The organism is Methylobacter sp. BBA5.1 (assembly GCF_000746145.1).
Classification (GTDB): Bacteria; Pseudomonadota; Gammaproteobacteria; order Methylococcales; family Methylomonadaceae; genus Methylobacter; species Methylobacter marinus.
Window position 1 is genome coordinate 88,115 of sequence record NZ_JQKS01000021.1, and the last position, 24,510, is coordinate 112,624.

Here is a 24,510-nt window from a genome sequence, read left to right on the forward strand (position 1 = left end):
TGCTGGAACATTACCTGAGCCTGTTTCTCACCGCCATTTTCATTGAAAATCTGGCCCTGGCTTTTTTTCTGGGCATGTGCACGTTTCTGGCCGTCTCCAAACGCATGTCGACCGCCATTGGCTTAGGGATTGCCGTCATTGTCGTGCAATCGATCACCGTGCCGATCAACAATATCATTTACCAGCATGTGCTCAAGGAAAATGCCCTGTCCTGGCTGGGACTGCGCGGCGTCGACTTGACCTTTCTGGGGCTGTTGAGCTATATCGGCGTCATTGCCGCCATCGTGCAGATCCTGGAAATGTTTCTGGACAAATATATCCCCAGGCTCTACATAGCGCTCGGCATCTTCCTGCCCCTGATTACGGTCAATTGCGCCATTCTCGGCGGCAGCCTGTTCATGGTTGAGCGCAATTACAATTTTATGGAGAGCGCCGTGTTCGGCCTGGGCACCGGCACGGGTTGGGCGCTGGCCATCGTCGGGCTGGCCGGCATCCGCGAAAGAATGAAGTACAGCAATGTACCCGAAGGCCTCAGAGGGCTCGGCATAACCTTCATCACGGCCGGCTTGATGGCCATGGCCTTCATGCTGTTTTCCGGCATCGAGCTGTAGCCATGAAGACGAACCGTTCAGTCAATATGGGAGCGGCTTCAGCCGTCCAGTGTGAACCGGCATGAGCGATATCACCCTGATCATTATCAGCATGGCCCTGTTCACGTTGATCGTGCTGGTGCTGGCTGTTGTCGTGATGCTGGCCAAAGACCGGCTGGTCGCCAAAGGCAACGCCACGATCGATATCAACGATGATCCGGCGCTCAGCCTGTCCGTGCCGATGGGCGGCAAATTGCTGAATGCCCTGGCCGACAATGAAATCTATATTCCCTCGGCCTGCGGCGGCCAGGGCACCTGCGGACAATGCAAGGTCGTGATCAAGGAAGGCGGGGGCGATCTCCTGGACACCGAACGGGCCAAACTCAACCGGCAACAGATCAACGCCAACTACCGGCTGTCGTGTCAAGTTTCAGTCAAGGACGACATGAGCCTCGGCCTGCCGCCGGAACTGTTCGCGATCCGCAACTGGGACTGCACGGTGCGCTCCAACCGCAGCGTGGCGACCTTCATCAAGGAGCTGGTCCTGGAACTGCCGCCCGGCGAAGACATGGAATTTCGGGCCGGCGGCTATGTCCAGATCAACGTACCGCCCCATACCGTCAGGTACAGCGATTTCGACATCGACGAGCGGTTCCGGCCGGAATGGGACAAATACAACCTGTGGCAATATGTTTCCAAAGTCGACGAACCGGTCATGCGCGCCTACTCCATGGCCAACTATCCGGGCGAAAAAGGCATCATCATGCTGAACGTCCGCATCGCCTCGCCGCCGCCCTCCAAGCCCGACGCCCCGCCCGGCAAGGTGTCATCCTATATCTACAACCTGAAACCCGGCGACAGGGTCAGCCTATCGGGTCCCTACGGCGAATTCTTCGCCCGGGAAACCAACAATGAAATGATCTTCGTCGGCGGCGGCTCGGGCATGGCCCCCATGCGCTCGCATATCTTCGACCAGCTGGAACGCTTGCACAGCGGCCGGAAAATATCCTACTGGTACGGCGCCCGCAGTCTGGCCGAAGTATTTTACGCCGAAGACTTCGACCGGCTGGCGCAGGAGCATGACAACTTCGAGTGGGCCATCGGCCTGTCCAGTCCATTGCCCGAAGACAACTGGACCGGCCCCGTCGGCTTCATTCACCAGATCCTGTACGATCAATATCTCAAAGACCACCCGGCTCCCGAAGACTGCGAGTATTACCTGTGCGGTCCGCCGATGATGATCGATGCCGTGGTCAATATGCTGATCAATCAGGGCGTCGATTCGAAGAATATTTTGTTTGATAAATTTTGAATTTTCAGGTGCCTCGGGGACGAATGCCAGCGGCAGATGCGCCTGCGGCCTGGCTGTTTTATGGGTATAGGCACGAATTCAACTTTACAGCCATCCGTTCGAAAGATTCGTACTACAACCTCAACAGCGTCTTCAGTACCTCGATATCCACCGGCTTGATCAGATGGTGATCGAATCCCTCCATGCGGGTACGCTCGCGGTCCTTCTTCTGTCCCCAACCGGTCAGCGCAATCAGTACCACATCCCGCAAGCAGGGTTGCTTCCGGATCCGCCGGGCTACCTCGTAGCCGTCCATCTCCGGCATGCCCAGATCCAACAGTATCATGGACGGCGTGAAGATCTTGAGAGTCTCCAGCGCCGTCCTCCCGTCGTAAACGACCTGCACTTCGGCGCCCAGGGATTCCAGCAGCATGCCAAGGCTGTCGGCGGCGTCGCGGTTATCGTCCACCACCAGGATACGCTGAGGGGAGTGGTGCCCGGCAGACGAGTCTTGCGATGCCTTGGCATCGTCATGGTATTCAGCCACTAGCGGCAGATAGACGACAAAATCGCTGCCCTGGCCGGGACCTGCGCTATAAACCTCGATGCTGCCGCCGTGCATCTGTACCAGGCTGCGCGCCAGGGCCAGCCCTATACCCAGGCCGCCCTGAGCATGGCTGGCGCCAATGTCGACCTGGGTAAACAGGTCGAATATCGAAAGCAGCGCCTCGGCAGGGATGCCGATACCTGTGTCCCGCACGCTCACCCTGGCGGTAGTGTCTTGTCTTCGTACCGAAAGATAAATGTCTCCGCCCGCCTTCATGTATTTCGCCGCATTGTTAAGCAGATTGGCGAATACTTGAGTGAGCCGCACCGGATCGGCGTTGAGAACCAATGGTTCATCGGGCAGGGAAACCGTCAACTGGTGGCCGGTGGCTTCAATGAAGGGCAAGGTGCTTTCGACGGCACTGTCGATGATAGCGGACAATTCGAGGTATTCCCTCTTGAGTTCGATCTTGCCGCGACTGATGCGGGAAACATCCAGCAGGTCGTCCACCAGGCGCACCATGTGTTCGATCTGGCGGTCTATGACATCATGGCACCAGGCGAGCCGCTTTTCGTCCAGATCGGGCCGTTTCATAATCTGCACGGCATTGCTGAGCGGCGCTAAAGGATTGCGCAGTTCATGGGCCAGGATGGCCAGAAACTCGTCCTTTTGCCTATCCTTGTTTTGCAGGGCCTCTTGCGCCCGCATACGCTCGGCGATCTCGATTTCCAGCGCCATGTTGGCGCATTGAAGATCCGCTGTCCGCGCCCTGATCCGCGTCTCCAGTTCCTCATTGGCCTTGCGCAGGGATTCCTGTGCCTGCCGCAGTTCCGTCAGGTCCGTGACTACGATCGCGCAGCCAGCCTCGGGGGCTTCCAGCGGGGCCGGATTGATCGAAACCATCACGGGCACCCGGCTGCCGTCGGCACGGATCAGCGACAGATTGTCGCGGTGCGGCCTTTCCTCCGCTCTAGCCAGGAGCGCGGCAAAATCCGCCGCCTGATCCGGGGGCCAAAAGCGTTCGAGGCCGGCACCGGTGATTCTACTCAGCGCCATGCCTGTCAGGTCCGCGAATCGCCGGTTGGCATAAAGAACCGTTCGGTCGGCGGCGACGATGAGGATCCCCTCGTTCAGCGTTTCGAACAAATGTCTGTAGATGGTATCGACCCCTTCCAGGGTATAAACCCGGTATTTGCCGTCGTGATTCACCACCACCGCGTCCACTGTGGCGGTATGGATGGCGTCCAGGGTCTCCTGCGCTTCCTCCAGGCGCAGCGTCAGGTCCTGGATTTTAAGTAGCAGCTCCTGCTGTGCCTCATTGCCGGATTTCACCGTTCTGCTCCGCTCTGGTGGAGGGCTTCGGATGCAGGTCCAGGCCCACGAGAATGCGCTCGCAATTAGAGAGATCGCCAATCAACTTGCGCAACGGGCGGGGAAGTTGCTTGACCAGGGTGGGAACGGCAACGATATTGTCGTCTTTCGCTCGCTCCGGTGACTGGTAGATGTCGACCACCTCCAGATCATAGCGCCCGACCAGCTCCTGCTCACATACCTGTCGGATATTGGCGATGGCCTGCACCGAGAGCGCCGTGGTACCGGCTACGTAAAGGCGTAGCAGATACTGTTGCTCTTTATTCAGGAGCGCGTCCTGAAATGCTTCGGTAGCGCTTTTGGCTTGCTCAGGGTGTTCGCTGACCTGCCCTGTCTTATCGCGCGGACTCATATTGTCCCCTTCCGTTGACGCAGATCCAGGCCTACCAATACTCGTTCGGTGTTCGATAGATCTCCGATGATCTTGCGCATCGGCTCAGGCAGATTGCGCACCAGCGTAGGGATAGCCAGGATCTGGTCGCCGGCGGCCAACTGCGGGTTTTCCAGCAAGTCGATCACCTCGACGCTATAACGGCCTTTCAGATACTCTTCGCAGATCCGTTTCAGGTTGGCGAACGCAGTCAGCGATTTGGGTGTCTGCCCGGCCACGTAGAGACGCAGCTTCCACATCTCTCCGCTGTCTTCGGATTTATCTTCTGCCGTATGCTCGTGGTTGTCTGACATGGTTCGCTCTCCTCTACTTGTTGCCCGAAACGTCATCGCCATGGCGTATCCGGGCCATTTCTTCACGTTCGCTTGCCGCCCGGGTCTTCAGCTGTTGTGCCTGCGCGATCGCCAGATTGATCTCCGACTCCTCCGTCTCGAATTGCGCGCGCAGAGCATCAATCCGCGCTTCCAGGGCGGCACGCTTATGCGCCAGTTGACTGTGATGGTGCTTGATCTCCTGATCGCGCAGGATACGCTCCGCCTCTTCCCGCGCCTCCTGGGCGAAGCGGGCGGCGCCGGTCAATACTCCCGACGGACCGATGTAGACGTCGCGCAGGCGGATGCCCTGATCATTGATAAGGAACTCGCGTATCTGGTTGGAATGCGCCATGCCTCGCGACTTCACGACTTGAATGCCTCGATTGCGCTCTCCGCGGCTTTCGATGGTGCTGAGCATCAACCAGGTATCCATCACCGAGGAAATACCCACCTGGCTCTGCTTCAGCGGTCCTCCGCCCGAGGTCAGGCTGGTGAACACGGCACTGATCCGCCGGCTTTTCAACCAGTCGATCAGGCGGGCGAGCATCGCCTCGGACTCGGAGAGGGTACCGACGGATATCAGGTTGGTGACCGGATCGACCACCACCAGGCTGGGCTGGAATTCCTCCACCAGCTTGTGGATGCTGGCCAGGTGCATCTCCAGACCATAAATTGTCGGCCGCACCGCATGGTAGCGCAGCAGCCCCTGCGCTACCCATGGCGCCAGATCGAGACTTACCGACTGCATGTTGCGGATGATCTGGTGAGGCGCCTCCTCGAACGGCAAATAGAGAACACGCTCGCCCCGGCGGCAGGCCCCGTCCGCGAAAAATGCCGCGAAAGTGGTTTTGCCCGTGCCCGCCGTGCCGCTGAGCAGCACGCTGCTGCCCCGGTATATGCCCATGCCGCCGAGCATGTTGTCGAGACGCTCGATGCCGGTGGAAATGCGGTCGTTGCAAACGGTATGCTCAAGGCTCATGGAGGTAATCGGCAGAATGGAGATCCCATCCTCGTCAATGAGGAACGGATATTCGTTGGTGCCATGGAGGGAACCTCGATACTTCAGCACGCGCAGGCGACGCGTGGAGATCTGGTTATAAATGCGATGGTCGAGCGTGATGACACAGTCGGAGACATACTCCTCCATGCCATAGCGGGTCAGCGTCTCATTGCCGCGCTCGGCGGTCATGATGGCGGTAACGCCGCGGGCCTTCAGCCAACGGAACAGACGGCGTAATTCCGCACGCAGAATCCCCTCGTCAGGCAGGCCGGCGAACAGCATTTCGATCGTATCGAGCACGACGCGTTTGGCGCCGATCGAGTCGATGGCGTAACCCAGTCGGACGAACAACCCCTCCAGGTCATATTCGCCCGTTTCCTCGATCTCGCTGCGCTCCAGGTGTATGTAATCGATGAGCATTTTCCCTTTGCCAACCAGTTCGTCCACGCGGAAGCCGAGCGAAGCCATGTTGCTGCTCAGTTCCTGGGCGGTTTCCTCGAAGGCCATAAAAACGCCCGGCTCATCGTAATCGATGATGCCGCGCACCAGGAATTCCATGGCCAGCAGCGTTTTGCCCGAACCCGGACCGCCCGCCACCAGCACGGTGCGTCCCTTGGGAAGGCCGCCATGGGTAATCTCATCCAGGCCGCGAATGCCCGAAGGAATCTTGGCGAGAGGTTGCTCCTGGAGATCGTCGGTTGTTTTTTCCGTCGTTAGGCTCATGTCTATTCATCTCTAACCTATCAAACTCATAAAATACGATCCTTTACGGATCCCGTCAGTTCCAAGAGAAACAGCTGATCGCCAAAGGCGACAATTGCTTGCGGTTCGATGATGCTATTGATGCGGCCCGGCAGGCTCAAGATTGTAGGCGACGACTGGAATATTGCGTTGCGCCCGGATCTTTGCAACCAGACGGGACATGTTGCCTGCCGCGTCCGAAATGTTTTGCATGAATTAGATGTTCAGCCATCCCTGAACCGTTAGGGACGGGTTCGCAAATTCCGTCCTGCCCGAGATATCCCCATAGCGCTTGCCATACCCGTGGGGGGCGACTTCAGTCGCCGGAGGCATCATGCCATCATGGCCAGATTACGCCCGGTCCGGCCATCAAAAAGATGGATGTCCTGACGCTTCAACTGCAACCTGAGCGTCTGGCCTTTGCTTACCTTGAGCGACGGATCAAGGCGGCCTACGAACATCGTTGTGCCTTTTTCCGGCATGGCGCTCAGATGCGGCAGAATCAAATCCCATTTTTCCGACCAGGCGATATCGAAATAAACGAACAGCTCGGCGCCCAGCCATTCGACCACATCGATACGCGCCTCAAAGGCCAGATCATGCGAGTGTCCCTGTCCGGCCGAACTGACCGCTTCGGGACGGAAACCGGCGATGACCGGCCCGTCTCCAGGCCGGCTTTTTTCCAACCGGTCAGGCAGTACGGCTTCACCGAACGGCAGCGCCAGCCTCTTTCCTTCCAGTCGGGCCGGCACAAAGTTCATGCCCGGCGATCCGATAAAGCCGGCGACGAACAGATTGGCCGGCGTTTGATACAGCTCCCGGGGCGTGCCGACCTGCTGCACGACGCCCTGGTTTAACACCGCCACGCGGTCGCCCAGCGTCATCGCCTCGGTCTGGTCATGAGTCACGTAAATCATCGTGGTGCCGAGCCGCTTCTGCAGGCGGCCGATTTCGGCGCGCATCTGCACGCGCAATCGCGCGTCGAGGTTGGAAAGCGGCTCGTCCAGCAAAAACGCCACGGGGTTGCGCACCAGGGCGCGCCCCATGGCCACGCGCTGGCGCTGGCCGCCGGACAAGCTGGCCGGCTTGCGCTCCAGCAAGGTGGTCAGTTCCAGAAGTGCCGCGGCATCCCAGACTTTTCGGGTGATTTCCGCCTTGGAGAGACCCGCCAGCCGCAGCGGGAAACCGATATTCTCGCCCACCGTCATATGCGGATAAATCGCATAGCTCTGGAATACCATCGCCATATTGCGATTCTTGGGGTCCAGGTCATTGATGACCCGGCCGTCGACACGGATTTCCCCGGCACTGACCGAGTCCAGGCCGACGATCATGTTCAGCAGCGTCGATTTGCCGCAGCCGGACGGGCCGACCAGGATAAAGAATTCGCCGTCGTGGATCGTGAAACTGGTGTTCCTTAACACCCGCGTGCCGTCGGCAAACTGCTTGCTGACATTGTCGAGAACGATTTCGGCCATTGCTCCTCCTAGCCTTTGACCGCGCCGGCGGTGAGTCCGGCAACGATACGCCGTTGAAATAACAGCACGATGACGATGATCGGCACGGTCACGACCACCGAGGCCGCGGCGATCGATCCGGTCGGCTGCTCGAACTGCGAACTGCCCGTGAAGAAGGCGATGGCGGCCGGCACCGTGCGCGCGTCATTCGTGGATGTCAGCGAGGTCGCGAACAGGAAGTCGTTCCAGGCGAAGATAAAAACCAGAATCGCGGCCGTAAACACGCCCGGCGCCGCCAACGGGGCAATGACATGGAAAAAGGCCTGAAACGGCGTCGCGCCGTCGACGCGCGCGGCCTTGTCCAGATCCCAGGGAATTTCGCGGAAGAACGCCGACAAGGTCCAGATGGCCAGCGGCAGGGTGAAGGTCATGTAAGGAATGATCAACCCGGCCCAGGTATCGTAAAGCCCTATGCCGCGCCAGAGATTGAACAAGGGGCCGATGATCGAAACGGGCGGAAACATCGAGATGGCCAGCACGCCCGCCAGCACCAGCTTTTTGCCGGCAAACCGCAGGCGCACGATGGCATAGGCGGCAAACATCGCCAGCAAGATCGACAGCCCGGTCGCCAGCAGCGCGATGCCGAAGGAGTTCCACAAGGCCGCCGGAAACTGGGCATCCTCGAACACGGCCCGGTAGTTATCGAAACTGATGCGGGCCGGGATCAGGCGCCGGTCGTTCAGATCGGCGGGCCATTTCAGCGACAGCGACAGAATCCACAGCACCGGAATCAGGGCGTATCCCAGGACCAGCAGGCCAAAACCGCTCCAAAGCAGCGCCTCCAGCCGGTTTTGTCTGTTATCCATCGTCATTCTCCTTGCTGTCGCGTCAATGGCGTGCCGAAACCTTTAAGGAACAGCAAGGCGATAATCAGCACGCCGATAAAGATCAGCACCGACACGGCCGATCCCAACCCCAGGTTGAGCCTCGCTATCAGCACGTTATAGCCGACCAGGGACACGGTTTCGGTATTCCCGGCGCCGCGCGTCTGCACGTACACGGTATCGAAAATGCGGAAGGCGTCCAGGGTCCGGAACAGCAGCGCGACCATGATCGTCGGTTTCATCAGCGGCAGCGTAACGTGCACGAACCGCTGCCAGGCCGAGGCGCCGTCGACGCGGGCCGCACTGATCAGATCCCGCGGAATCAGCGTCAGCCCGGCCAGCAGCAGCAACGCCATGAACGGCGTCGTTTTCCAGATTTCGGTGAAGATGATCACGAAGAAGGCCGACCAGCGCTCGGTCAGCCAGGCATTGTCGAGATTCAGCAGCGCGTTGACGAAGCCCGTGGTCGGATCGAAGGCGAATTTCCAGGCCAGCGCCGACACGACCGTGATCATGCCGTAGGGAATCAGGATCACGGTCCGGATCGTGCGGCGGCCGAGCGTGGCCCTGAACATCAACAGCGCCAGCAGCATGCCCAGCACCAGTTCCACGGCCACCGAGCCGGCCGTGATGATCAACGTGTTCACCACTGATTTCCACCAGATTTCGGAGCTCAGCACGCTGACATAATTGTCCAGTCCGACGAATTGCCGGTGCTGCGGAAAGCGCAGGTCGTAGCGGAACAATGACAGCCAGAACGCATACAGAATCGGGTAGGCCGTGACCAGCAGCATCGCCGTCACGGCCGGCGCGCACAACAGCCAGGCCAGACGCCGTTCGGCATTGCCGCGCGCCTTCAAAACAAGCCCTCCGATTTCAGCGCCCGGCCGACCGCCTCGCGCAACCGGATCGCATCGGCGTCGGGATCGATGTCCTTGAGCGGGTGCAGCGTGTGGCTGATGGCCAGGGAAAGATCATAATAAAACGGCGTTCGGGGCCGCTGCACGGCATCTTGCAGCGTCGCCAGCAAGGTATCGGCCATGGGAAACCGCGCCCTGACTTCGGGCGTCTGATACAGTGCTTCGATGGTCGGCGGCAGACCGCCTTTTTGGGCGGCATTGATCTGATTGGGTTCCGAAGCCAGGCACCGGGCGGCCTCGAATGCCATGCCGGCATGCCGCGTATAGGCGCCGATGCCGAGGTTGATGCCGCCGATCGTTACCCGGCCCGGCAAGCCGTCCACAACCGCCGGCCAGCGCATCCATCCCATCTGCCCGGCGACGGCCGGCGCATTCTGGCGGGCGCTGGGCCAGACATAGGAATAGTTCACCATGAACACAGGCTTGCCGGTTTCGAAGGCCAGCCGGCTTTGGTCTTCCCGCGCCGTGGACAGCGCCGGATCGGCCGCGGGCGAATTGCCGATTCGTTTCAGCAGTTCAAGCGCCCGCCGGGTCGGCACCGGTTCCAGGGAGACTTCGGTATCGTCATGATCCAGCACGGCGCCGCCCGCCGAAGCCAGCAGCGAGATAAAGAACACCGTCAGGCCCTCGTAGCGCTGCCCCTGCACCTGTAGCGTGCCGGGCACGTCGAACGCCTCGGCGGCATCGATCAGCTCGTCCCAGGTAGCCGGCCTGTCCACCTTGTCCTTGCGGTACCAGAGCAGCTGGGCATTGGTCGTGAAAGGCACGGCCCAGAGCCGGCCCTGATACACGGCGCTTTTAACGGCGGCCGGCAGCATGCCCGTTATGGCCTCGGCCGCTTGTGCCTCACGCCAGGGCAGAATCCAGCCGGCCTGGGCGAATTCGGCTGTCCAGATGACGTCCATGCCGACGATATCGATATCCCGGTCCCGGGCCGCCAGGCGCCGGACCAGCTGCTCGCGCTGCTGATCGGCATCGGCCGGCAGCGGCGTGATCCTGATCCGGTAACGGCCATCGGCCCGTGCCGTGCACAGGCGAACGGCATCCCGAAAGGCGCCGGATTTTTCGTCGAACACATACCAGTTCAAAACCGGCGGCCCCGTTTCCTCACGTCCGGAACAGGCGCTTAACAGCAATGACAGCGCGATGGCTTGAAGCCACCAGATCATCAGTCTACGGTGTCGCATCCTCTCTCCATTCGGCAATAACGGCTGCAACCCATGAAATCAGCAAGCTAGCCCGGATATTTCATAATAACCACAGAGAACACGAAGAAAATCAAGTTGTTGCCATTTTCTTCCCATGACTTCATAAATTACTACGGAAACATAGGCAAATATTTGAATTGAAAAGCCTTCGTGTCCTTCGTGTTCTTCGTGGTGAAATATTCAGGCTAGAGCGGCAGCCGGATATTTGGATTCTTATGTATGAACTCTATCACATTTTCATAGGTTCAATTTGATGCCACGCATAAGCCTCTATGATTTTCGGATTAAATTTTCCTTAAATTCAAGTAAAAAAACAGACTCGCCGAAAAGCACCGATATCAACCGGCCAATCGCTAGAGCGCGTAATGTACTGGCGGGTCTATCCGTGACGCTACGGATAGCAATCCAGCCCAGAAAATGAATAATGGCCGCTATAACGGCGAAAATTCAACCCCAATAACTATCGCATCCAGTCGGGGTGCGGATTATCCGGCACCCCGCGCGTATCCGGCCATGCGGTACGTTAGACCATGGGCCAACGATTTTCTAACCCAATACTCGCGCAACCATATAGTCTAAAGAGGACATCAAGATGGCACAGGAACAGATAATCAATGGCATAAATGTAGACCAGTTATTCAACACCATAGAACAGATTAAGGATAACCCCGAAATTGCCCAGTTCAAATTTCGTGCCGCCAATACTTGGGTCGACGGCACCCACAATCGTGCGACCGTCAAGGACTTCTATGGTGCTCTAAAGGAAGATGACTCGCGGGAACCATTGACTTTTGAGATAGACGAGCCCCCCGTTCTTTGCGGCCGGAACCTGGGCGCGAATCCCGTGGAATATCTGCTCGTGGCCCTGTCCGGGTGTCTGACGACCAGCCTTGTCGCACATGCGGCGGCTCGGGGCATCGAAATCAAAAAAGTGGCCTCCCGATACGAGGGCGACTTGGACCTTAGCGGCTTTCTGGGCATATCGGAAGAGGTTCCCGTCGGTTATAAGAATATCCGGGCGTACTTCAAAATCGAGGCGGATATTACCGAGGACCAGAAGGCGGAGCTCGTCAAGATGGCGCAAAAATATTCCCCGGTTTTCAACAGCATTGCCAAGCCGATACCGGTCTCCGTTCAGCTCGAAAAGTAATGAACATCCTGACCGGCATCGAGCGAAAAAATCCAGACCATCGTAGTGGCATAAATACGGAGGTTCCCATCTACCTCCAGCCCCGCCCGCCTCGTAATCTGTAAGCCCCGTTCAGTCGAAAAGAGCGCTCTTCATGAAACTGCAACTGATCAAGATCCGCGACACTCTGAGCGACTCGTTCTGGTTTCTGCCGGCGCTGATGGCGCTGCTCGCGACCGGCGCGGCGCTCGGCAGCGTCGCCATCGATCATGCCCTCGGCAGCGATTGGGTGCAGGACATGGGCTGGGTATGGTCAGGCGGAGCCGATGGCGCGCGCAGCGTTTTGTCGGTCGTCGCCGGCTCTATCATGACCGTGGTTTCCATTGTGTTTTCGCTGACCGTGACGACGCTGGCGCAGACGTCATCGCATTTCGGGCCGCGCGTGCTGCGTAATTTCACTTCCGACCGCGGCGTGCAATTCACGCTCGGCACCTATATCGCCACCTTTGTCTACTCACTGCTGGTGCTGCGAACCGTGCGCACGGAGCACTCGGTCGAGGAATCGGCCTTCGTGCCATATCTCTCGGTGAATATCGGCATGCTGCTGGCGCTGACATCGCTGGCGGTGCTGATCTATTTCATTCACCATGTCTCGCAGAGCATTCAGGCCGAAAAGCTGATCGCCGATGTCGGCAGGGAGTTTCAAAAATTGCTGCCGGTCCTGTTTCCCGAAGAAATCGGGCAGCCGCAAAGCGAGGATGCGAATCCGCTTCAATTGCCTGACGAAAGCCAATGGCAAACCGCGCATATTGTGGCAGCATCCGAGAACGGCTATTTACAGGGCGTGGATGACGATCAGCTGATGAGTCTGGCGACCAGACACGACCTGATACTGAAACTGGTCAAGCGCCCCGGCGCTTTTATAACCGGCGATGAACCGTTGTTGCGCGTGTTGCCGTCCTCGCACATGACCGATGACATCGAGGCCGATTTGCGTGCCTGCTTTAGCCTGGGCTCGCACCGCACGCCGTATCAGGACGCGCTGTATGTGGTGCAGCAGTTGGTTGAAATCGCGGCCCACGCCCTTTCGCCGGGCATTAACGAACCCTTTACCGCCCTGACCTGCATCGACTGGCTGGGCGCGTCGTTGCGCGGCGTGGCAAAACGCGAACTGCCAGTTCCCTTGCGCCAGGATGAAGACGGCCGGTTGCGCGTGATTGCCAGCGCGCTTGATTTCGAGGAATTGGTACACGCCGCTTTCGATCCGATTCGCCTTTACGGCGCCAGCAATCCCGATGTGATGCAGCGCCTGCTCGGAATCATGATCGAAATAGCGCCTGATCTGCACCGTGACCTGGACCGCATCGCGTTAATGCAGCACGCCCGGCTCATCGGCGAGGATGCCGCGCAAATCATCAACGAAACCGATCGGCGGCGCGTGGCCGATTGCCTGCAGAAGACCCTGCGCGCCCTGACAAAAAATCCTGCCAAGGAGGAATAAACCATGTTTTTCAATGATTGGACCGGCTTGCTGCGCGTCGTTATCGTCGGTATTCTGGCGTATCTGGCCCTGGTGTTTTTATTACGCATTTCAGGCAAGCGCACGCTGTCGAAGATGAACGCTTTCGACCTAATCGTGACGGTGGCGCTCGGCTCCACGCTGGCGACGGTGCTGTTGTCCAGAAACACCGCCCTCGCCGAGGGCATTGCCGCCTTCGCGCTATTGATCGGCCTGCAATACATCATCACGTGGCTGTCGGTACGCTCGCAGCGCGTGGCGAAGCTGGTCAAAGCCGAGCCGTCGCTGCTGTTTTCCGGCGGACACTTTCTTCATGGGGCGCTGCGACGCGAGCGCGTCACTGAAGACGAAGTCCGCGCCGCCGTGCGCTCGCAGGGCATGCCGAGCATGGAATCCGTCGCCGCCGTTATACTGGAAACCGACGGCAGCCTGACCGTCCTGCAAAGTCAGGAAGGTCAGGCGCTTACATCACTAAAAGGTGTCTCGCAGCGCGGCGAATGAGCGGCCCGGCCTTTCGACACGGCAGACTTTCACGGTTTTCTGCCCTTTGGAATCCAGCCTAATAATTGCCGGATTTTGCGTTCGGTAATAAACGCCAGCGAAAACAGTTGGATAAAATTTTCAGCTTCAATCAGATCCAGACCGATATGTTCAGGCACCAGCTCTTTTCGCGTGCCGAACATGCGGTCCCAGATCGATAGAACAATGCCATAGTTACTGTCATGCTCCTTACGCAAGGTCGAATGATGCGCCCGATGAAGTGATGACGTAATAATGAATTGCGAAATCAGATCTTCCTTGGGCACCCGGATATTGGCATGATGGAAGAATATGAACAATAGCTCGATAATCTCGATGGACAATACTAAATAGGCATTGACGCCAATGACGACAACAAATATCGATTTATAGACGATTTCCAGCAATAAATCGATCACATGAAAGCGGAAGCCGGTGGACACATTAAAGCTCTTATCGCTGTGATGCACTTTATGAAACCGCCACAGCCACTCATATTTATGGCTCGCCACGTGCCAAAGGTAAATGGCCAGATCAAAAAAAGCGAAAGCCAATAACCATTTCAGCGGACCATTTTCCATGCTGCTCAATAGTCCGTAAGACGCAAACTGTTGCGCGACAAGAAACAGTGATGACGCCCTTACTACCGTCAAAACCAGATTGTTAAACAGAAACGCCTTGGTATTGGTCACTATCGATTCTTTATAAGCCTTGGCGGAAAAGTGCCGGTAAGGTTTAATCTTCTCAACGACTAGCAACAAAACAAAAGCGAGGATAGCAAGACCAAACAAGGCTTCATTAAAAAGCAGGTCGCCGTCACCCTTGATATTTACCGCTGCATTCATAAATTCACCTTCATAAAAACGTCATGATTTGTTAGGCGTGGCGTTTAATAAACCGGTCAAGGCTTTGATTTCATTGTCTGCTTCAACCTGACTGGTTATATCGTACTGGACACCCAGATAGTAAATAACCCGCTGTTTTTTATCGAATAGCGGAATGATTTTTAAACGATTATGAAACAATGTGCCGTCTTTTTTATAGTTTCGTATGGTCACTTCAACAGCTTGATGATTTTTGATCGCTTCGGCAATTTGATAGCGCGCATCCTGATCTCTATCATCGCCTTGCAGAAATCGGCAATTATGGCCGATGATCTCCGCCTGGCTATAACCGGTTAAGCGTTCAAACGCCTTATTCGCATAAACGATCGGCATGTCGTCCAGGTCCGGATCGGCCAACGTTATGCCGTTAACACATTCATCCAAAATAGCGGACAGCACTTGCGGAATAAGCCCGCTGTCTTTTTCAACGATAAAAACCATGATTAAACTCCAGTATTTCTGATAACAGCCAGTCGAGTTAGTTGCATTCGGCGACGATTAAATTTTTGATATTCTCAACTGTGTTTTCCGCCCCATCTTCAATGGCGACCCGTATCAGTTTTTCAAACGGACGCATAAAAACTTCAAGTTCCCGTAATTCAAAGCGAAAGGTCAGGTGCGTAGGTTGTGCTTGTTCACCACTAGCCAGTAAATAGCTGTGCTTGTAGGGCGCGGTCAAGCCTTGAAAAATCAGTTTGATAAACGGTTGATAATCGGTAATTTCAAAAACCGACTCGACCTCCGCGCCGCTGTCCTTGCGTACTTGTTTGGCTTTGGCGCCGACAAAAACCTGTTTGCCGTCCAGGGGCTCAAATTCAACAACTTCTTGCGCCCATTTGGGATAGTTGTCGAAAAAATGCTCCCCGATGAACGAAAAAACATCGTGAATTGGCTTGTCGATTTCAATGCTGGCTTCGCCGGCGACCGGCCTGGATGAATCAAATGGAAACTTGATTCTCATGGAATTCCCCCTCACAACTGAGCGAATCGCTCAACTTAAATAATATTTTTACCTGAAAGCACCAATAACAACCTTATTAGACCGACTATGAGCATTGCTATTCATTACCAGTAACGAGTGCTACAGCGCATAATCAGTTCCGGGAATTCAGCATAAACAATCGCTGTTCTGATTATTACCTGATGTTATGCAGTAGGTTGAATTCAGATCGGTTTAGGAACGCGCATAAAATAACTTCCTCAAGTGCGCGGATGAATTTCCGGTGTAGGTGCGAATTCATTCGCACCTACAATTCCCTGAATTATTCCATGCCCATTACTTAGCTAAGCGTCGCCAGCGCGACGGTTTGGTTTAATCGGATTTCACGAAAAACATCCCTGTTTTTCGCCTTAACAGGCGACTATGTCGTGCAAATCGGCTATCGCCCGATTTGTCTCGGCGAAGGCTGCGGTGCTCGGCGCGGCAAACGGGATGAAATCGTCCGAGCGTAACATCAGTTATTACGTTAAAGTTATGCTGCCATCGATGTATGGATAAAGGCTGATGGGATAAAAAGCTGGCTCAGGAATGATAAACATTGAAAACAAAAAAAGGTGAAGCACTCGCCTTGTACTTCACCTTTTCTCTTAACGAATGGATAAAACTTTATTCTCCAAATGGCCACCACCAGCGTTTTTGAGCGCCGGGCGCGTCGCCATTGGCTTTACCCTCGGTGCGCTGGCGGATGTTTTCCATTTGCCGCTGTCTTTGCTCCATGCCAGACGCATCAGTTCTTTCCCTGATTTGTTGTTCGCTGCGCTCGCGGATTTGCTGCCCGCTACCCTGATCCTGATGAATTCTTTCCCGAATTTGTTGCTCCTGCCTTTCCTGGAATTTGTCAGTATCCTGCCGCAGATTGCCGCGCTGTTCTTCAAATCGCTTCTGCTGATCTTGCCCTCGTTCGCGCATTTGATTTTCCTGACGCTGGCGCAGTTGGTCAAAGCGTCCCTGCTGGGGGCCGCCACCCGCGCCCGCGCCTTGCCCGCCGCCCCTGCCGCCGCCACCGGCTCCGGCATGGCCAGGCACCGTCAACACTAAAGCCGAAACGATCAGTAATCCTTGAAGTATTTGTTTGTTGTGCATGGTTTTACCCCCTTGGTAAGCCAGGTTGATAAACCCGGCATTCAGAAACACCTTAGCCGGACTTCAGCAAAGAGCCGGCCCGACCAAGGGCTGTAAAAGTTGGTTAAACTAGTACTCAGTCAGTCTTGTTCTGGCGAGTAAAAAGTTGCAGAGCATTCATGGCATGCGAATAGTGCGAATACTCTAAAGGGCACAGGTGAATTCGCACCTACAGCTTATCCGCCATAATTAAATTGACTGAGTACTAGTGCTCAAATGGAACTGAATATATTCATTTATTACATGCCGGCTTCGTATTATTTGTTGATTAGGAACGGGAATGAAATAAGACCCGCAAATGAGGCAGGATTTCTGTTCCTGTTCAACGACTGCATGGATGCAGGAGGTAGAGCAACGCATGGAGCAGTTGCCGAGGCGCGCAAACAGGCGCATAGCCAGCTATGTAACTGTTTGCGCAAAGCTTCCGCTCCTGCTCACGCCCCTTACCTACATCCCTGTAGGCAACGCCGAAGAGGGACGGAAAGACAAGTCAGTTGCGGGAATTATAAAATTCACGTTCCTTAGTTAATGATCAATAACGCCGCTAAAGGCCCGCGGCACAATTTAATAGCCGTTAATTCTCAGTCAACGGTTCTTAACTGGTGCTGAGCATCAGTATAAGCTAATTTACTATTGTAAGTTGTTACTGACTTGTTATTTTTTTGTTAGGGCTCCGGCATATCGCTTTGAACCCAATCAACAACCAGCCCATCAAACAGATCCGGACAACGGCTGAAACCGGCTGGCACAAGCGATGCCAAACCAGTGGAATTTGCGCGTTACCGCCTTGTCCAAGGAAGTAACTGATGTTACGCAGACAATTGACTCAGGCGCCGGCAGGGGCGGATTCGGTCAAAAAACTTCCTCCGCCATTCCTTCAGGCCTAAGGCCGTCCCTGTGGGAGCGATGCCTACATCGCGACTTGCCGGGTGGTATTGAATCGCGATGTAGGCATCGCTCCCACTACTGCGGTTGCCCCCATTTATAAACCCGGCCGGTCAGGGAAACAATGTCCATGTTCGACGCTGCGGACGGCATGAGCCTCTGTCTGTGCGTAACGTCAGGAAGTAGTTTTCCAGGGCCGGCTTGAGCGCTTGCGCGACAGCGCCAGCAACATGATTAAAACTCGAAAAGAGTGAACCCGACCGAACGGTCATGAAGAAAGGCTGGCAAACATGCGCCCGGCCGTGAAGGAAACCGATGGGACGTCGCCGTTCCGCGCGCCCGGGCCTGACAATCCGGGCACCGGTAGCCGCCCTTTCACGCCAAACGGTCTTTTGCCGCGAAACAGCGATGGAGGCAGGCTATGAAATTCAACCTTAGCGAAGCGACCGGCTCCGTGCAGGCGATGGTCAACGGCTTTATTGAAAGGCTGCCCTATTTCGCTATCGCTGTCGTTGTCTTTGTTATTTTTCTGTTCATCGGCAAGGGCATACGCGCGGCCGTGCGCGCCGTCACGCAGCGCAACCGCCGCCACTACAATCTGGGCCTGGTCATGGGCCGGCTCAGTTATGGCCTGATTATCTTCTTCGGCCTGCTCATTGCCCTGGTCATCGCCATTCCCGGCTTTACACCCGGCGAGCTCGTCAACATTCTGGGGCTGTCCAGCGTCGCCATCGGCTTTGCCTTTCGCGACATCCTGCAAAATTTTCTGGCCGGGATTCTGCTGCTGTTGGCCGAGCCCTTCCGCATCGGCGACCAGATCATCCTCAACGATTTCGAGGGTACGGTCGAGGACATCCAGACCCGCGCCACCTTCATCAAAACCTACGACGGGCGGCGTGTCGTGATTCCCAATTCCAATCTTTTCACCAACTCGGTCACGGTGAATACCGCCTACAAGAAGCGGCGCCTCCAGTATGACATCAACATCGGCTACGGCGACGACATCGCCCATGCCAAGCGTATCCTGCTCGACACCGTGCGCGAGATTCCCGAAGCGCTCGATTACCCGGAACCCGATGCGCTGGTCGTTAACCTGGCTGATAGCAGCGTCACTATCCGCTTACGCTGGTGGGTACAGCCGCCGCGCCGGTTCGAAAGCCTCAACGCCCTGGATGTTGTTCTGGAAAAGGTTGCCAACGCGCTGATATCCGAAGGCTTCGATCTGCCGTTCCCGACTCAGCAGATTCTTTTCCACGACCAGACCGAGGAATCCGACGGCGACCGTTCCCGCCAGCGCGAGGGCTGGCCGCCCGGCAAAGGCGAAGTCCCGCGTCCGGCGCGCATCGTCGATGCCCTGCGTGCTCTGAATAAAGCCCGTTCAGCGGAACGCAGCGCCAGCCCTCATGAAACGGATCAAAATCCGTGAAGCCCTGGCCGGTGCCTTGCCGGCACAGGATCAATCCGAACGGCGACTCCATGCGCAAAAATTGAATGGCTTGACCCCGGCTGAATACTTGGGGTAAAAATTCACGGATCTGGAGGCATCAGGTTGCGGGTGGCTCGAATTCACCAAACGCCTGCTATTACACAGTTTAGTGCGAATAAATTCGCACCTACGCGCGCACTGCCACTCAAGCGATGTGGTCAGTGTAAATTGAATAAAGATCGCTCTAACAATCTGTCGCCAGCGCGGCAAGCAGGATATAAACGATCCCTGCGGAACATCAGGCAGAATAGGCGGCAAGATCCAGAGCATCAAGAGACACTCCTATCAGCGCTGTGTCTCATGTGCCATGAACGGAGCTTCATTAAGCCCGTTTGTCGGGCAAGGTTTCAAGGCAACACTTGAATAATTGGCAGGCGACTGCCGAAGACGCATCCCTGGCCGCTTAGTTTAATGGTTAGCGGACAGCCGAATTACATTACGCTGAAATATATCGGAGAAAACAAATGATTACGGTTATCTGGGATACCTGGTTAAAGCCGGGTACGGAAGAACAAGGCCTCCGCCTCACGCGTCAGGTATGGTCGGACATGCGCCGCTTTGACGGTTATGTTTCGCACCGGCTTTTCATCGATCAGGACGAGCCGGGGCACATCATCGCCATCGCCGACTGGCGAAGCCGCGCGGACGCGGATGCCGTCCGGGAAAAATACCAGAATTCCGAAACCATCCGCCAGCTCATCGCGCTTCTCGCCCGCCCCCGGGAGCGCTGGATAACATGCGAGGACCAGGCATCATAAAACAAATCCGACATCTCAAGCCGCGGTACGCGCTTATGCAAAAAGGTGAACGACGATGTTGAAGACCCTGCGTTTTGTCAGTTTCCTGTTCACGGCGCTGGCGCTGGCTGTCGCGCTGGCTCACGCGCTGGAATTGCCGAACAAAATCACTCTGTCCCGCGAGGATTACCTGACCGTCCAGCAAATCTACCGGGGCTGGGCCTTGCTTTGTATCGCGGCCGCCCTGGCCGTGTTCTTCCTGTTCACCTATCCGGCCAATCAGCAGACGGCCAACTGGACGCGCTTGCCCGGCAACTGGGCGGATCTCCGAAAACAGTGGGAATACTCCCATGCCACGCGCGCGGGCCTGTTTCTGATTGCCTTGAATTTACAAATTCTAACGGTTCTGCGGAGAAACGAATGAGCGATGCCATAGACAATTTATTCACCGACCGCATGAGCGCCGAAATCGAAGGCGATTTCGTCGTCTTCCTCATCGGCATGCGGATTAACAAGCCCTGGAAAGTGCGTAGCTGGTGGCCCGTGTTTTCCGCCATGCCGAAAATGATCAGGGAGCTTGAGGCCCACCCGGAACTCGGAATGCTGAACCACATCAGCGGCCTCCGCTTGAGCGTTCAGTACTGGCGCTCGTTCGACCAGCTGGAAGCCTATGCCCGAAGCAAAGACAACGCCCATCTTCCCGCCTGGAAAGCCTTTAATGAGTCGGTGAGCAAGAGTCGCGGCGACGTTGGCATATGGCACGAAACCTACCAGATAAGAGCCGGCGAATACGAGACCGCGTACAGCGGCATGCCCCGGTTCGGCCTGGGTGTTGCCGGTACGCTCGTGCCGGCCACGGGATATAGAGAGACTGCGCGTGGAAGACTGACGCTCAAGCAAAATACTGATACCTGACAAGCCGTTGGCGGCTTCAGGCCGGCTTGCCCTCCGGCATTTCGACGCCGCCGATAGTGTTTTTCGCAATACGCCACCGACGACTCAGCCAGATCACCCTCCCTTTCTCCCGCATGCAAGCATCGTGCGTCAGGTTGACAAAATCCGCACTTGGAAGTCACTCTATAAAGTTGTTGCAAGTAAATAAAAAACAAAAAAATTATGAAAGCAAAAAAGCATCCGAAAAACCGGCCATGGCATGCCCTGCCTGTCGAAGACGTTTATGAAGCTCTTTCCAGTTCCGAGCAGGGGTTAAGCGAGCAGGAAGTTGAAAAACGCCTTCGCCGCCATGGCGCGAATAAGCTGACGGCAACAAAAGGCCGCGGCCCGATCAGGCGGTTCCTCAGCCAGTTCCATAACGTACTGATTTATGTATTGCTGATTGCCGGCGCCGTCACGGCGGCGATCGGGCACTGGATAGACAGCGGCGTGATTGTGGGCGTGGTCCTGATCAATTCAATCATTGGCTTCATACAGGAAGGCAAGGCGGAAAAAGCGCTGGATGCCATTCGCAATATGCTCACGCACCAGGCGATGGTGCGGCGTAATGACAAAAATTTCCTGATAGCCGCGGAAGCCCTGGTTCCCGGCGACATCGTAGTCATAGAGAGCGGTGATAAAGTGCCAGCCGATTTGCGCCTGACGCGGGTGAAAAACCTGCGTATCGATGAATCCATGCTCACTGGCGAATCCGTGCCGGTAGAAAAAAATACCCAGACAATCGATGTGGTGTCCGCCTTGGGCGACCGTTTCTGCATGGCCTACTCCGGCACGCTGGTCGCCTATGGCACGGCGCTGGGCATCGTGGTCGCGACCGGCGATAAAACCGAGATTGGCCGCATCGGCTCGATGCTGCGTACAGTCTCGCAACTTACTACGCCGCTATTGCGGCAAATTGCCCGCTTTAGCCACTGGCTGACCTTTGCCATTATCATGCTCGCCTCGGGCACTTTCGCTTACGGCTGGTACGTCCAGCACTCGTCCGTAAAAGACCTGTTCATGTCGGCGGTAGGGCTGGCCGTGGCCGCCATCCCGGAGGGCCTCCCGGCCATCATGACCATTACCCTGGCGATCGGCGTGCAGCGCATGGCCAAACGCAATGCCATCATCCGGCGCCTGCCGGCGGTCGAAACATTAGGCTCGGTGACGGTGATTTGCTCGGATAAGACCGGCACGCTGACCTGCAACGAAATGACCGTCAAGACCGTGTTCGCCGACCACAAGCAGTACACCGTCGAAGGCGTGGGCTACGATCCCCACGGCGGCTTTGAGCTGGACAATCAAGCCATAGCCGTAGACGAACATCCCAACCTGCGCGAACTGCTTCGGGCAGGCGCACTGTGCAATAACGCCCGCCTGGAGCACAAAGCCGGCAACTGGCGGATTCACGGCGACCCGACCGAAGGCGCATTATTGACGCTGGCCCATAAAGCCCATCTGGATCCTGACTTTCTCAAGCAGGAAATGCCGATGATCGATATTATTCCGTTCGAATCGGAACATCGCTATATGGCCACCTTGCATCACGACCACAGCGGCCACGCCTTTATCTTCGTCAAAGGAGCGCCGGAACGCGTGCTGAGCATGTGCAGCCAGCAACGCAACAGCGGCGAGGATGGGCCCATCAATCTGAAGCACTGGCATGAAACCATGCACGTCATGGCCGGCCGCGGCCAACGCTTGCTGGCGATCGCGTTCAAGACGACGGCCGACTCGCAGAGGCAAATCGGTTTTGCCGACATTGAAACCGGACTGACGTTAATCGGCATCGTCGGCATGATCGATCCGCCGCGCCCGGAAGCGGTCAAAGCGGTCAAAGACTGCCAAGACGCCGGCATTCGCGTCAAGATGATAACCGGCGATCACGCCGTCACGGCGGCCGCGATTGCGGCCCAGATGAACATCGGCGGCAACGCGGTACTGAGCGGCGAAGACATCGATAAACTGAGCGACGCCGAACTCACCGGCGCCATCCGCAACGTCGATGTTTTTGCCCGTACCAATCCGGAAAACAAGCTGCGCCTGGTGACGGCGCTTCAGGCGGCCGGCCAGGTCGTCGCCATGACCGGCGACGGCGTTAATGACGCGCCCGCGTTGAAACGGGCGGATGTCGGTGTGGCGATGGGCAAAAAAGGGACCGAGGTCGCCAAGGAGGCCAGTGAAATGGTGCTGACGGATGACAATTTTGCCTCCATTGCCCATGCCGTGGAAGAAGGCCGCAGCATTTACGATAATCTGAAAAAGTCGATTATTTTTATTCTGCCGACCAACGGCGGCGAAGCCTTTACCCTTATCGCCGCTATCGTCCTGGGCAGGGAACTGCCGATTACGGCCGTGCAGATTTTATGGGTCAACATGATTACCGCCGTGACCTTGGCACTGACCCTGGCCTTTGAGCCGCCGGAACAGCACATCATGAAACGCGTGCCCAGAAAACCGAATGAGCCGTTGCTGTCGGCTTTTCTGATCTGGCGCATCGTCTTCGTATCGCTGATTATTGTGGCCGGCACCTTCGGTTTGTTTCTCTGGGAGCAAGCGCAGGGGGCGCCGATAGAAGAAGCGCGCACGGTGGCGACCAACACCCTGGTCGCTTTTGAAGCTTTTTACGTCTTCAATAGCCGTTATCTGCACAATTCCGTGCTGAACCTGCGTGGCCTGTTCGGCAACCCGCTGGTATGGCTGGCGGTCATACTGCTTGCCTTGTTTCAGCTGGCGTTTACCTATTGGCAACCGATGCAACTGCTATTCGGAACGGTAGCCATCGATCTGCACACCTGGGGAATGATCATTACGGTTGCGTCCAGCGTATTTGTACTGGTTGAGATCGAAAAGTTTTTTATCAGGCACTTAAAACCGGACCGGCCGGCCAGACGCCGCTAATGCCGGCTTTTCGGCATGGCGTTGTCCACTCAGCGCATAGAATGTCCCGCCCCGGAGCAGGCGCTCCACGAGACGCAGGAAGCTGCATCATTCATGAGGTGATGCAGCTTCCTGTGCATCACATACCCATGGCTGCTGGCCAAGCTCTGCATTAATAATGCGTATCAGGCTTCGGCGCTGCCATTTTGACTGAACTCGTCACTGGATCGAAACTCAAAACAAGAATTCCTGTCTTGAACGAAAGCCTGTGAAACCCGCATCCTTCCATTATTAGCCGGAATGACGCGAACACAGGCAACTCCCCAAGACACTGACCCGGCCGAAAAACGCTAAGGATCTGGTCATAAATAATTTACCTGTTTAAACATAGGATGATGATATGGACTCCTCTTCACTCCCACGGTGTCATAATGCACCCAACAATAAACAACGGAGCAAAGAGGAGCCCGAAATGAATGATAATGTAGTTGGCCTGGACATCGCAAAGAACATCTTTCACTGCTATAGCCTGAACGCCGAGGGCAAAGCGATCAGGAAAAAGCTCAAGCGAGCAGAATTGCTGGCTTTTTTCGCCAATTACCCGGCGAGTCTGATTGGCATAGAAGCTTGCGGCGGAGCCCATCATTGGGGGAGAGAACTGACTAAGCTGGGGCATCAGGTCGTGCTGCTGAATGCCCGTTA

Annotated in this window: 22 protein-coding genes and 1 pseudogene; 11 read left to right on the plus strand and 12 right to left on the minus strand. The window is 56.3% G+C overall.

Features of this window, described 5'->3' with window-relative positions; genetic code table 11:
- The first annotated feature begins 2 nt into the window (after nt 1–2).
- Entirely contained in the window at nt 3–611 is a 609-nt protein-coding gene (gene nqrE, locus EK22_RS13940) for an NADH:ubiquinone reductase (Na(+)-transporting) subunit E (protein ID WP_036252026.1), read from the plus strand.
- A 61-nt stretch (nt 612–672) separates the two neighbouring features.
- The gene (nqrF, locus tag EK22_RS13945; RefSeq protein ID WP_036251966.1) at nt 673–1,902 is read left to right on the plus strand and encodes an NADH:ubiquinone reductase (Na(+)-transporting) subunit F; all 1,230 of its coding nucleotides are present in this window, start codon (nt 673–675) and stop codon (nt 1,900–1,902) included.
- Between the two features lie 112 nt (nt 1,903–2,014).
- Here nqrF and EK22_RS23230 read toward each other — a convergent pair whose 3' ends face one another.
- The 8 genes from EK22_RS23230 to EK22_RS13985 form a co-directional block, all read right to left on the minus strand.
- Entirely contained in the window at nt 2,015–3,760 is a 1,746-nt protein-coding gene (locus tag EK22_RS23230) for a hybrid sensor histidine kinase/response regulator (protein WP_051961909.1), read from the minus strand.
- Complete coding sequence (locus EK22_RS13955; protein ID WP_036251968.1) at nt 3,744–4,151, minus strand: circadian clock KaiB family protein; 408 nt, start codon at nt 4,149–4,151, stop codon at nt 3,744–3,746. The genes EK22_RS23230 and EK22_RS13955 overlap by 17 nt, the downstream gene beginning before the upstream one ends.
- Nucleotides 4,148–4,483, minus strand: coding sequence for a circadian clock KaiB family protein (locus tag EK22_RS13960; RefSeq protein ID WP_036251971.1), 336 nt, complete (start codon nt 4,481–4,483; stop codon nt 4,148–4,150). The genes EK22_RS13955 and EK22_RS13960 overlap by 4 nt, the downstream gene beginning before the upstream one ends.
- Before the next feature lie 13 nt (nt 4,484–4,496).
- Nucleotides 4,497–6,227 (minus strand): circadian clock protein KaiC, encoded by a 1,731-nt coding sequence (gene kaiC / locus EK22_RS13965; protein ID WP_036251973.1) that lies wholly within the window; start codon nt 6,225–6,227, stop codon nt 4,497–4,499.
- Between the two features lie 350 nt (nt 6,228–6,577).
- Nucleotides 6,578–7,723 carry an ABC transporter ATP-binding protein gene (locus EK22_RS13970; RefSeq protein WP_036251976.1) on the minus strand — a complete coding sequence of 382 codons (1,146 nt, stop codon included), beginning with the start codon at nt 7,721–7,723 and terminating at the stop codon, nt 6,578–6,580.
- An 8-nt stretch (nt 7,724–7,731) separates the two neighbouring features.
- Nucleotides 7,732–8,568: a carbohydrate ABC transporter permease gene (locus EK22_RS13975; RefSeq protein WP_152565111.1), complete on the minus strand. Its 837-nt coding sequence runs from the start codon at nt 8,566–8,568 to the stop codon at nt 7,732–7,734.
- 2 nt (nt 8,569–8,570) lie between these two features.
- Nucleotides 8,571–9,446: a carbohydrate ABC transporter permease gene (locus EK22_RS13980; protein WP_020157389.1), complete on the minus strand. Its 876-nt coding sequence runs from the start codon at nt 9,444–9,446 to the stop codon at nt 8,571–8,573.
- Nucleotides 9,443–10,693: an ABC transporter substrate-binding protein gene (locus EK22_RS13985; protein WP_235209401.1), complete on the minus strand. Its 1,251-nt coding sequence runs from the start codon at nt 10,691–10,693 to the stop codon at nt 9,443–9,445. Before EK22_RS13985 ends, EK22_RS13980 begins: the two co-directional genes overlap by 4 nt.
- A 613-nt stretch (nt 10,694–11,306) precedes the next feature.
- Between EK22_RS13985 and EK22_RS13990 the strand changes: the two genes are divergently transcribed.
- The 3 genes from EK22_RS13990 to EK22_RS14000 all read left to right on the plus strand — a co-directional run bounded on the left by EK22_RS13990 (nt 11,307) and on the right by EK22_RS14000 (nt 13,863).
- Nucleotides 11,307–11,864: an OsmC family protein gene (locus tag EK22_RS13990; protein ID WP_036251981.1), complete on the plus strand. Its 558-nt coding sequence runs from the start codon at nt 11,307–11,309 to the stop codon at nt 11,862–11,864.
- 133 nt (nt 11,865–11,997) lie between these two features.
- Nucleotides 11,998–13,344, plus strand: coding sequence for a DUF2254 domain-containing protein (locus tag EK22_RS13995; protein WP_020157393.1), 1,347 nt, complete (start codon nt 11,998–12,000; stop codon nt 13,342–13,344).
- A gap of 3 nt (nt 13,345–13,347) precedes the next feature.
- Nucleotides 13,348–13,863, plus strand: coding sequence for a DUF421 domain-containing protein (locus EK22_RS14000; RefSeq protein ID WP_020157394.1), 516 nt, complete (start codon nt 13,348–13,350; stop codon nt 13,861–13,863).
- 29 nt (nt 13,864–13,892) lie between these two features.
- Here EK22_RS14000 and EK22_RS14005 read toward each other — a convergent pair whose 3' ends face one another.
- From EK22_RS14005 to EK22_RS24290, 4 genes are all read right to left on the minus strand, one after another.
- Complete coding sequence (locus tag EK22_RS14005) at nt 13,893–14,726, minus strand: sterol desaturase family protein (protein ID WP_036251983.1); 834 nt, start codon at nt 14,724–14,726, stop codon at nt 13,893–13,895.
- Nucleotides 14,727–14,747: 21 nt separating this feature from the next.
- On the minus strand, nt 14,748–15,206 hold the full coding sequence (locus EK22_RS14010) for a PAS domain-containing protein (RefSeq protein WP_036251986.1): 459 nt from the start codon (nt 15,204–15,206) through the stop codon (nt 14,748–14,750).
- A 37-nt stretch (nt 15,207–15,243) separates the two neighbouring features.
- Complete coding sequence (locus EK22_RS14015; protein WP_036251988.1) at nt 15,244–15,726, minus strand: SRPBCC family protein; 483 nt, start codon at nt 15,724–15,726, stop codon at nt 15,244–15,246.
- A 645-nt stretch (nt 15,727–16,371) separates the two neighbouring features.
- Nucleotides 16,372–16,848, minus strand: coding sequence for a cell envelope integrity TolA family protein (locus EK22_RS24290; protein ID WP_152565112.1), 477 nt, complete (start codon nt 16,846–16,848; stop codon nt 16,372–16,374).
- Between the two features lie 1,345 nt (nt 16,849–18,193).
- Here EK22_RS24290 and EK22_RS14030 point away from each other — a divergent pair.
- From EK22_RS14030 to EK22_RS14055, 6 genes and pseudogenes are all read left to right on the plus strand, one after another.
- Nucleotides 18,194–19,198 carry a mechanosensitive ion channel family protein gene (locus EK22_RS14030; protein WP_036251991.1) on the plus strand — a complete coding sequence of 335 codons (1,005 nt, stop codon included), beginning with the start codon at nt 18,194–18,196 and terminating at the stop codon, nt 19,196–19,198.
- A 524-nt stretch (nt 19,199–19,722) separates the two neighbouring features.
- Complete coding sequence (locus tag EK22_RS14035) at nt 19,723–20,016, plus strand: putative quinol monooxygenase (protein WP_020157401.1); 294 nt, start codon at nt 19,723–19,725, stop codon at nt 20,014–20,016.
- A gap of 55 nt (nt 20,017–20,071) precedes the next feature.
- Nucleotides 20,072–20,419 (plus strand): hypothetical protein, encoded by a 348-nt coding sequence (locus EK22_RS14040; protein ID WP_036251994.1) that lies wholly within the window; start codon nt 20,072–20,074, stop codon nt 20,417–20,419.
- The gene (locus EK22_RS14045) at nt 20,416–20,910 is read left to right on the plus strand and encodes a DUF4188 domain-containing protein (protein WP_036251996.1); all 495 of its coding nucleotides are present in this window, start codon (nt 20,416–20,418) and stop codon (nt 20,908–20,910) included. The genes EK22_RS14040 and EK22_RS14045 overlap by 4 nt, the downstream gene beginning before the upstream one ends.
- A gap of 201 nt (nt 20,911–21,111) precedes the next feature.
- Complete coding sequence (locus tag EK22_RS14050) at nt 21,112–23,829, plus strand: cation-transporting P-type ATPase (RefSeq protein ID WP_036251998.1); 2,718 nt, start codon at nt 21,112–21,114, stop codon at nt 23,827–23,829.
- 451 nt (nt 23,830–24,280) lie between these two features.
- Nucleotides 24,281–24,510 (plus strand): annotated as a pseudogene (locus EK22_RS14055) (IS110 family transposase); the annotation flags it as partial.

Coding starts and splice junctions, on each gene's coding strand:
- EK22_RS14035 (WP_020157401.1), top strand. CDS start 19,723: ATGATTACGGTTATCTGGGATACCTGGTTAAAGCCGGGTACGGAAGAA.
- EK22_RS13990 (WP_036251981.1), top strand. CDS start 11,307: ATGGCACAGGAACAGATAATCAATGGCATAAATGTAGACCAGTTATTC.
- EK22_RS13960 (WP_036251971.1), bottom strand. CDS start 4,483: ATGTCAGACAACCACGAGCATACGGCAGAAGATAAATCCGAAGACAGC.
- EK22_RS13970 (WP_036251976.1), bottom strand. CDS start 7,723: ATGGCCGAAATCGTTCTCGACAATGTCAGCAAGCAGTTTGCCGACGGC.
- EK22_RS14015 (WP_036251988.1), bottom strand. CDS start 15,726: ATGAGAATCAAGTTTCCATTTGATTCATCCAGGCCGGTCGCCGGCGAA.
- kaiC (WP_036251973.1), bottom strand. CDS start 6,227: ATGAGCCTAACGACGGAAAAAACAACCGACGATCTCCAGGAGCAACCT.
- EK22_RS13955 (WP_036251968.1), bottom strand. CDS start 4,151: ATGAGTCCGCGCGATAAGACAGGGCAGGTCAGCGAACACCCTGAGCAA.
- EK22_RS14010 (WP_036251986.1), bottom strand. CDS start 15,206: ATGGTTTTTATCGTTGAAAAAGACAGCGGGCTTATTCCGCAAGTGCTG.
- EK22_RS24290 (WP_152565112.1), bottom strand. CDS start 16,848: ATGCACAACAAACAAATACTTCAAGGATTACTGATCGTTTCGGCTTTA.
- EK22_RS13985 (WP_235209401.1), bottom strand. CDS start 10,693: ATGCGACACCGTAGACTGATGATCTGGTGGCTTCAAGCCATCGCGCTG.
- nqrF (WP_036251966.1), top strand. CDS start 673: ATGAGCGATATCACCCTGATCATTATCAGCATGGCCCTGTTCACGTTG.
- EK22_RS13975 (WP_152565111.1), bottom strand. CDS start 8,568: ATGGATAACAGACAAAACCGGCTGGAGGCGCTGCTTTGGAGCGGTTTT.
- EK22_RS14040 (WP_036251994.1), top strand. CDS start 20,072: ATGTTGAAGACCCTGCGTTTTGTCAGTTTCCTGTTCACGGCGCTGGCG.
- EK22_RS13995 (WP_020157393.1), top strand. CDS start 11,998: ATGAAACTGCAACTGATCAAGATCCGCGACACTCTGAGCGACTCGTTC.
- EK22_RS14030 (WP_036251991.1), top strand. CDS start 18,194: ATGAAATTCAACCTTAGCGAAGCGACCGGCTCCGTGCAGGCGATGGTC.
- EK22_RS14045 (WP_036251996.1), top strand. CDS start 20,416: ATGAGCGATGCCATAGACAATTTATTCACCGACCGCATGAGCGCCGAA.
- EK22_RS14050 (WP_036251998.1), top strand. CDS start 21,112: ATGAAAGCAAAAAAGCATCCGAAAAACCGGCCATGGCATGCCCTGCCT.
- EK22_RS14000 (WP_020157394.1), top strand. CDS start 13,348: ATGTTTTTCAATGATTGGACCGGCTTGCTGCGCGTCGTTATCGTCGGT.
- EK22_RS14005 (WP_036251983.1), bottom strand. CDS start 14,726: ATGAATGCAGCGGTAAATATCAAGGGTGACGGCGACCTGCTTTTTAAT.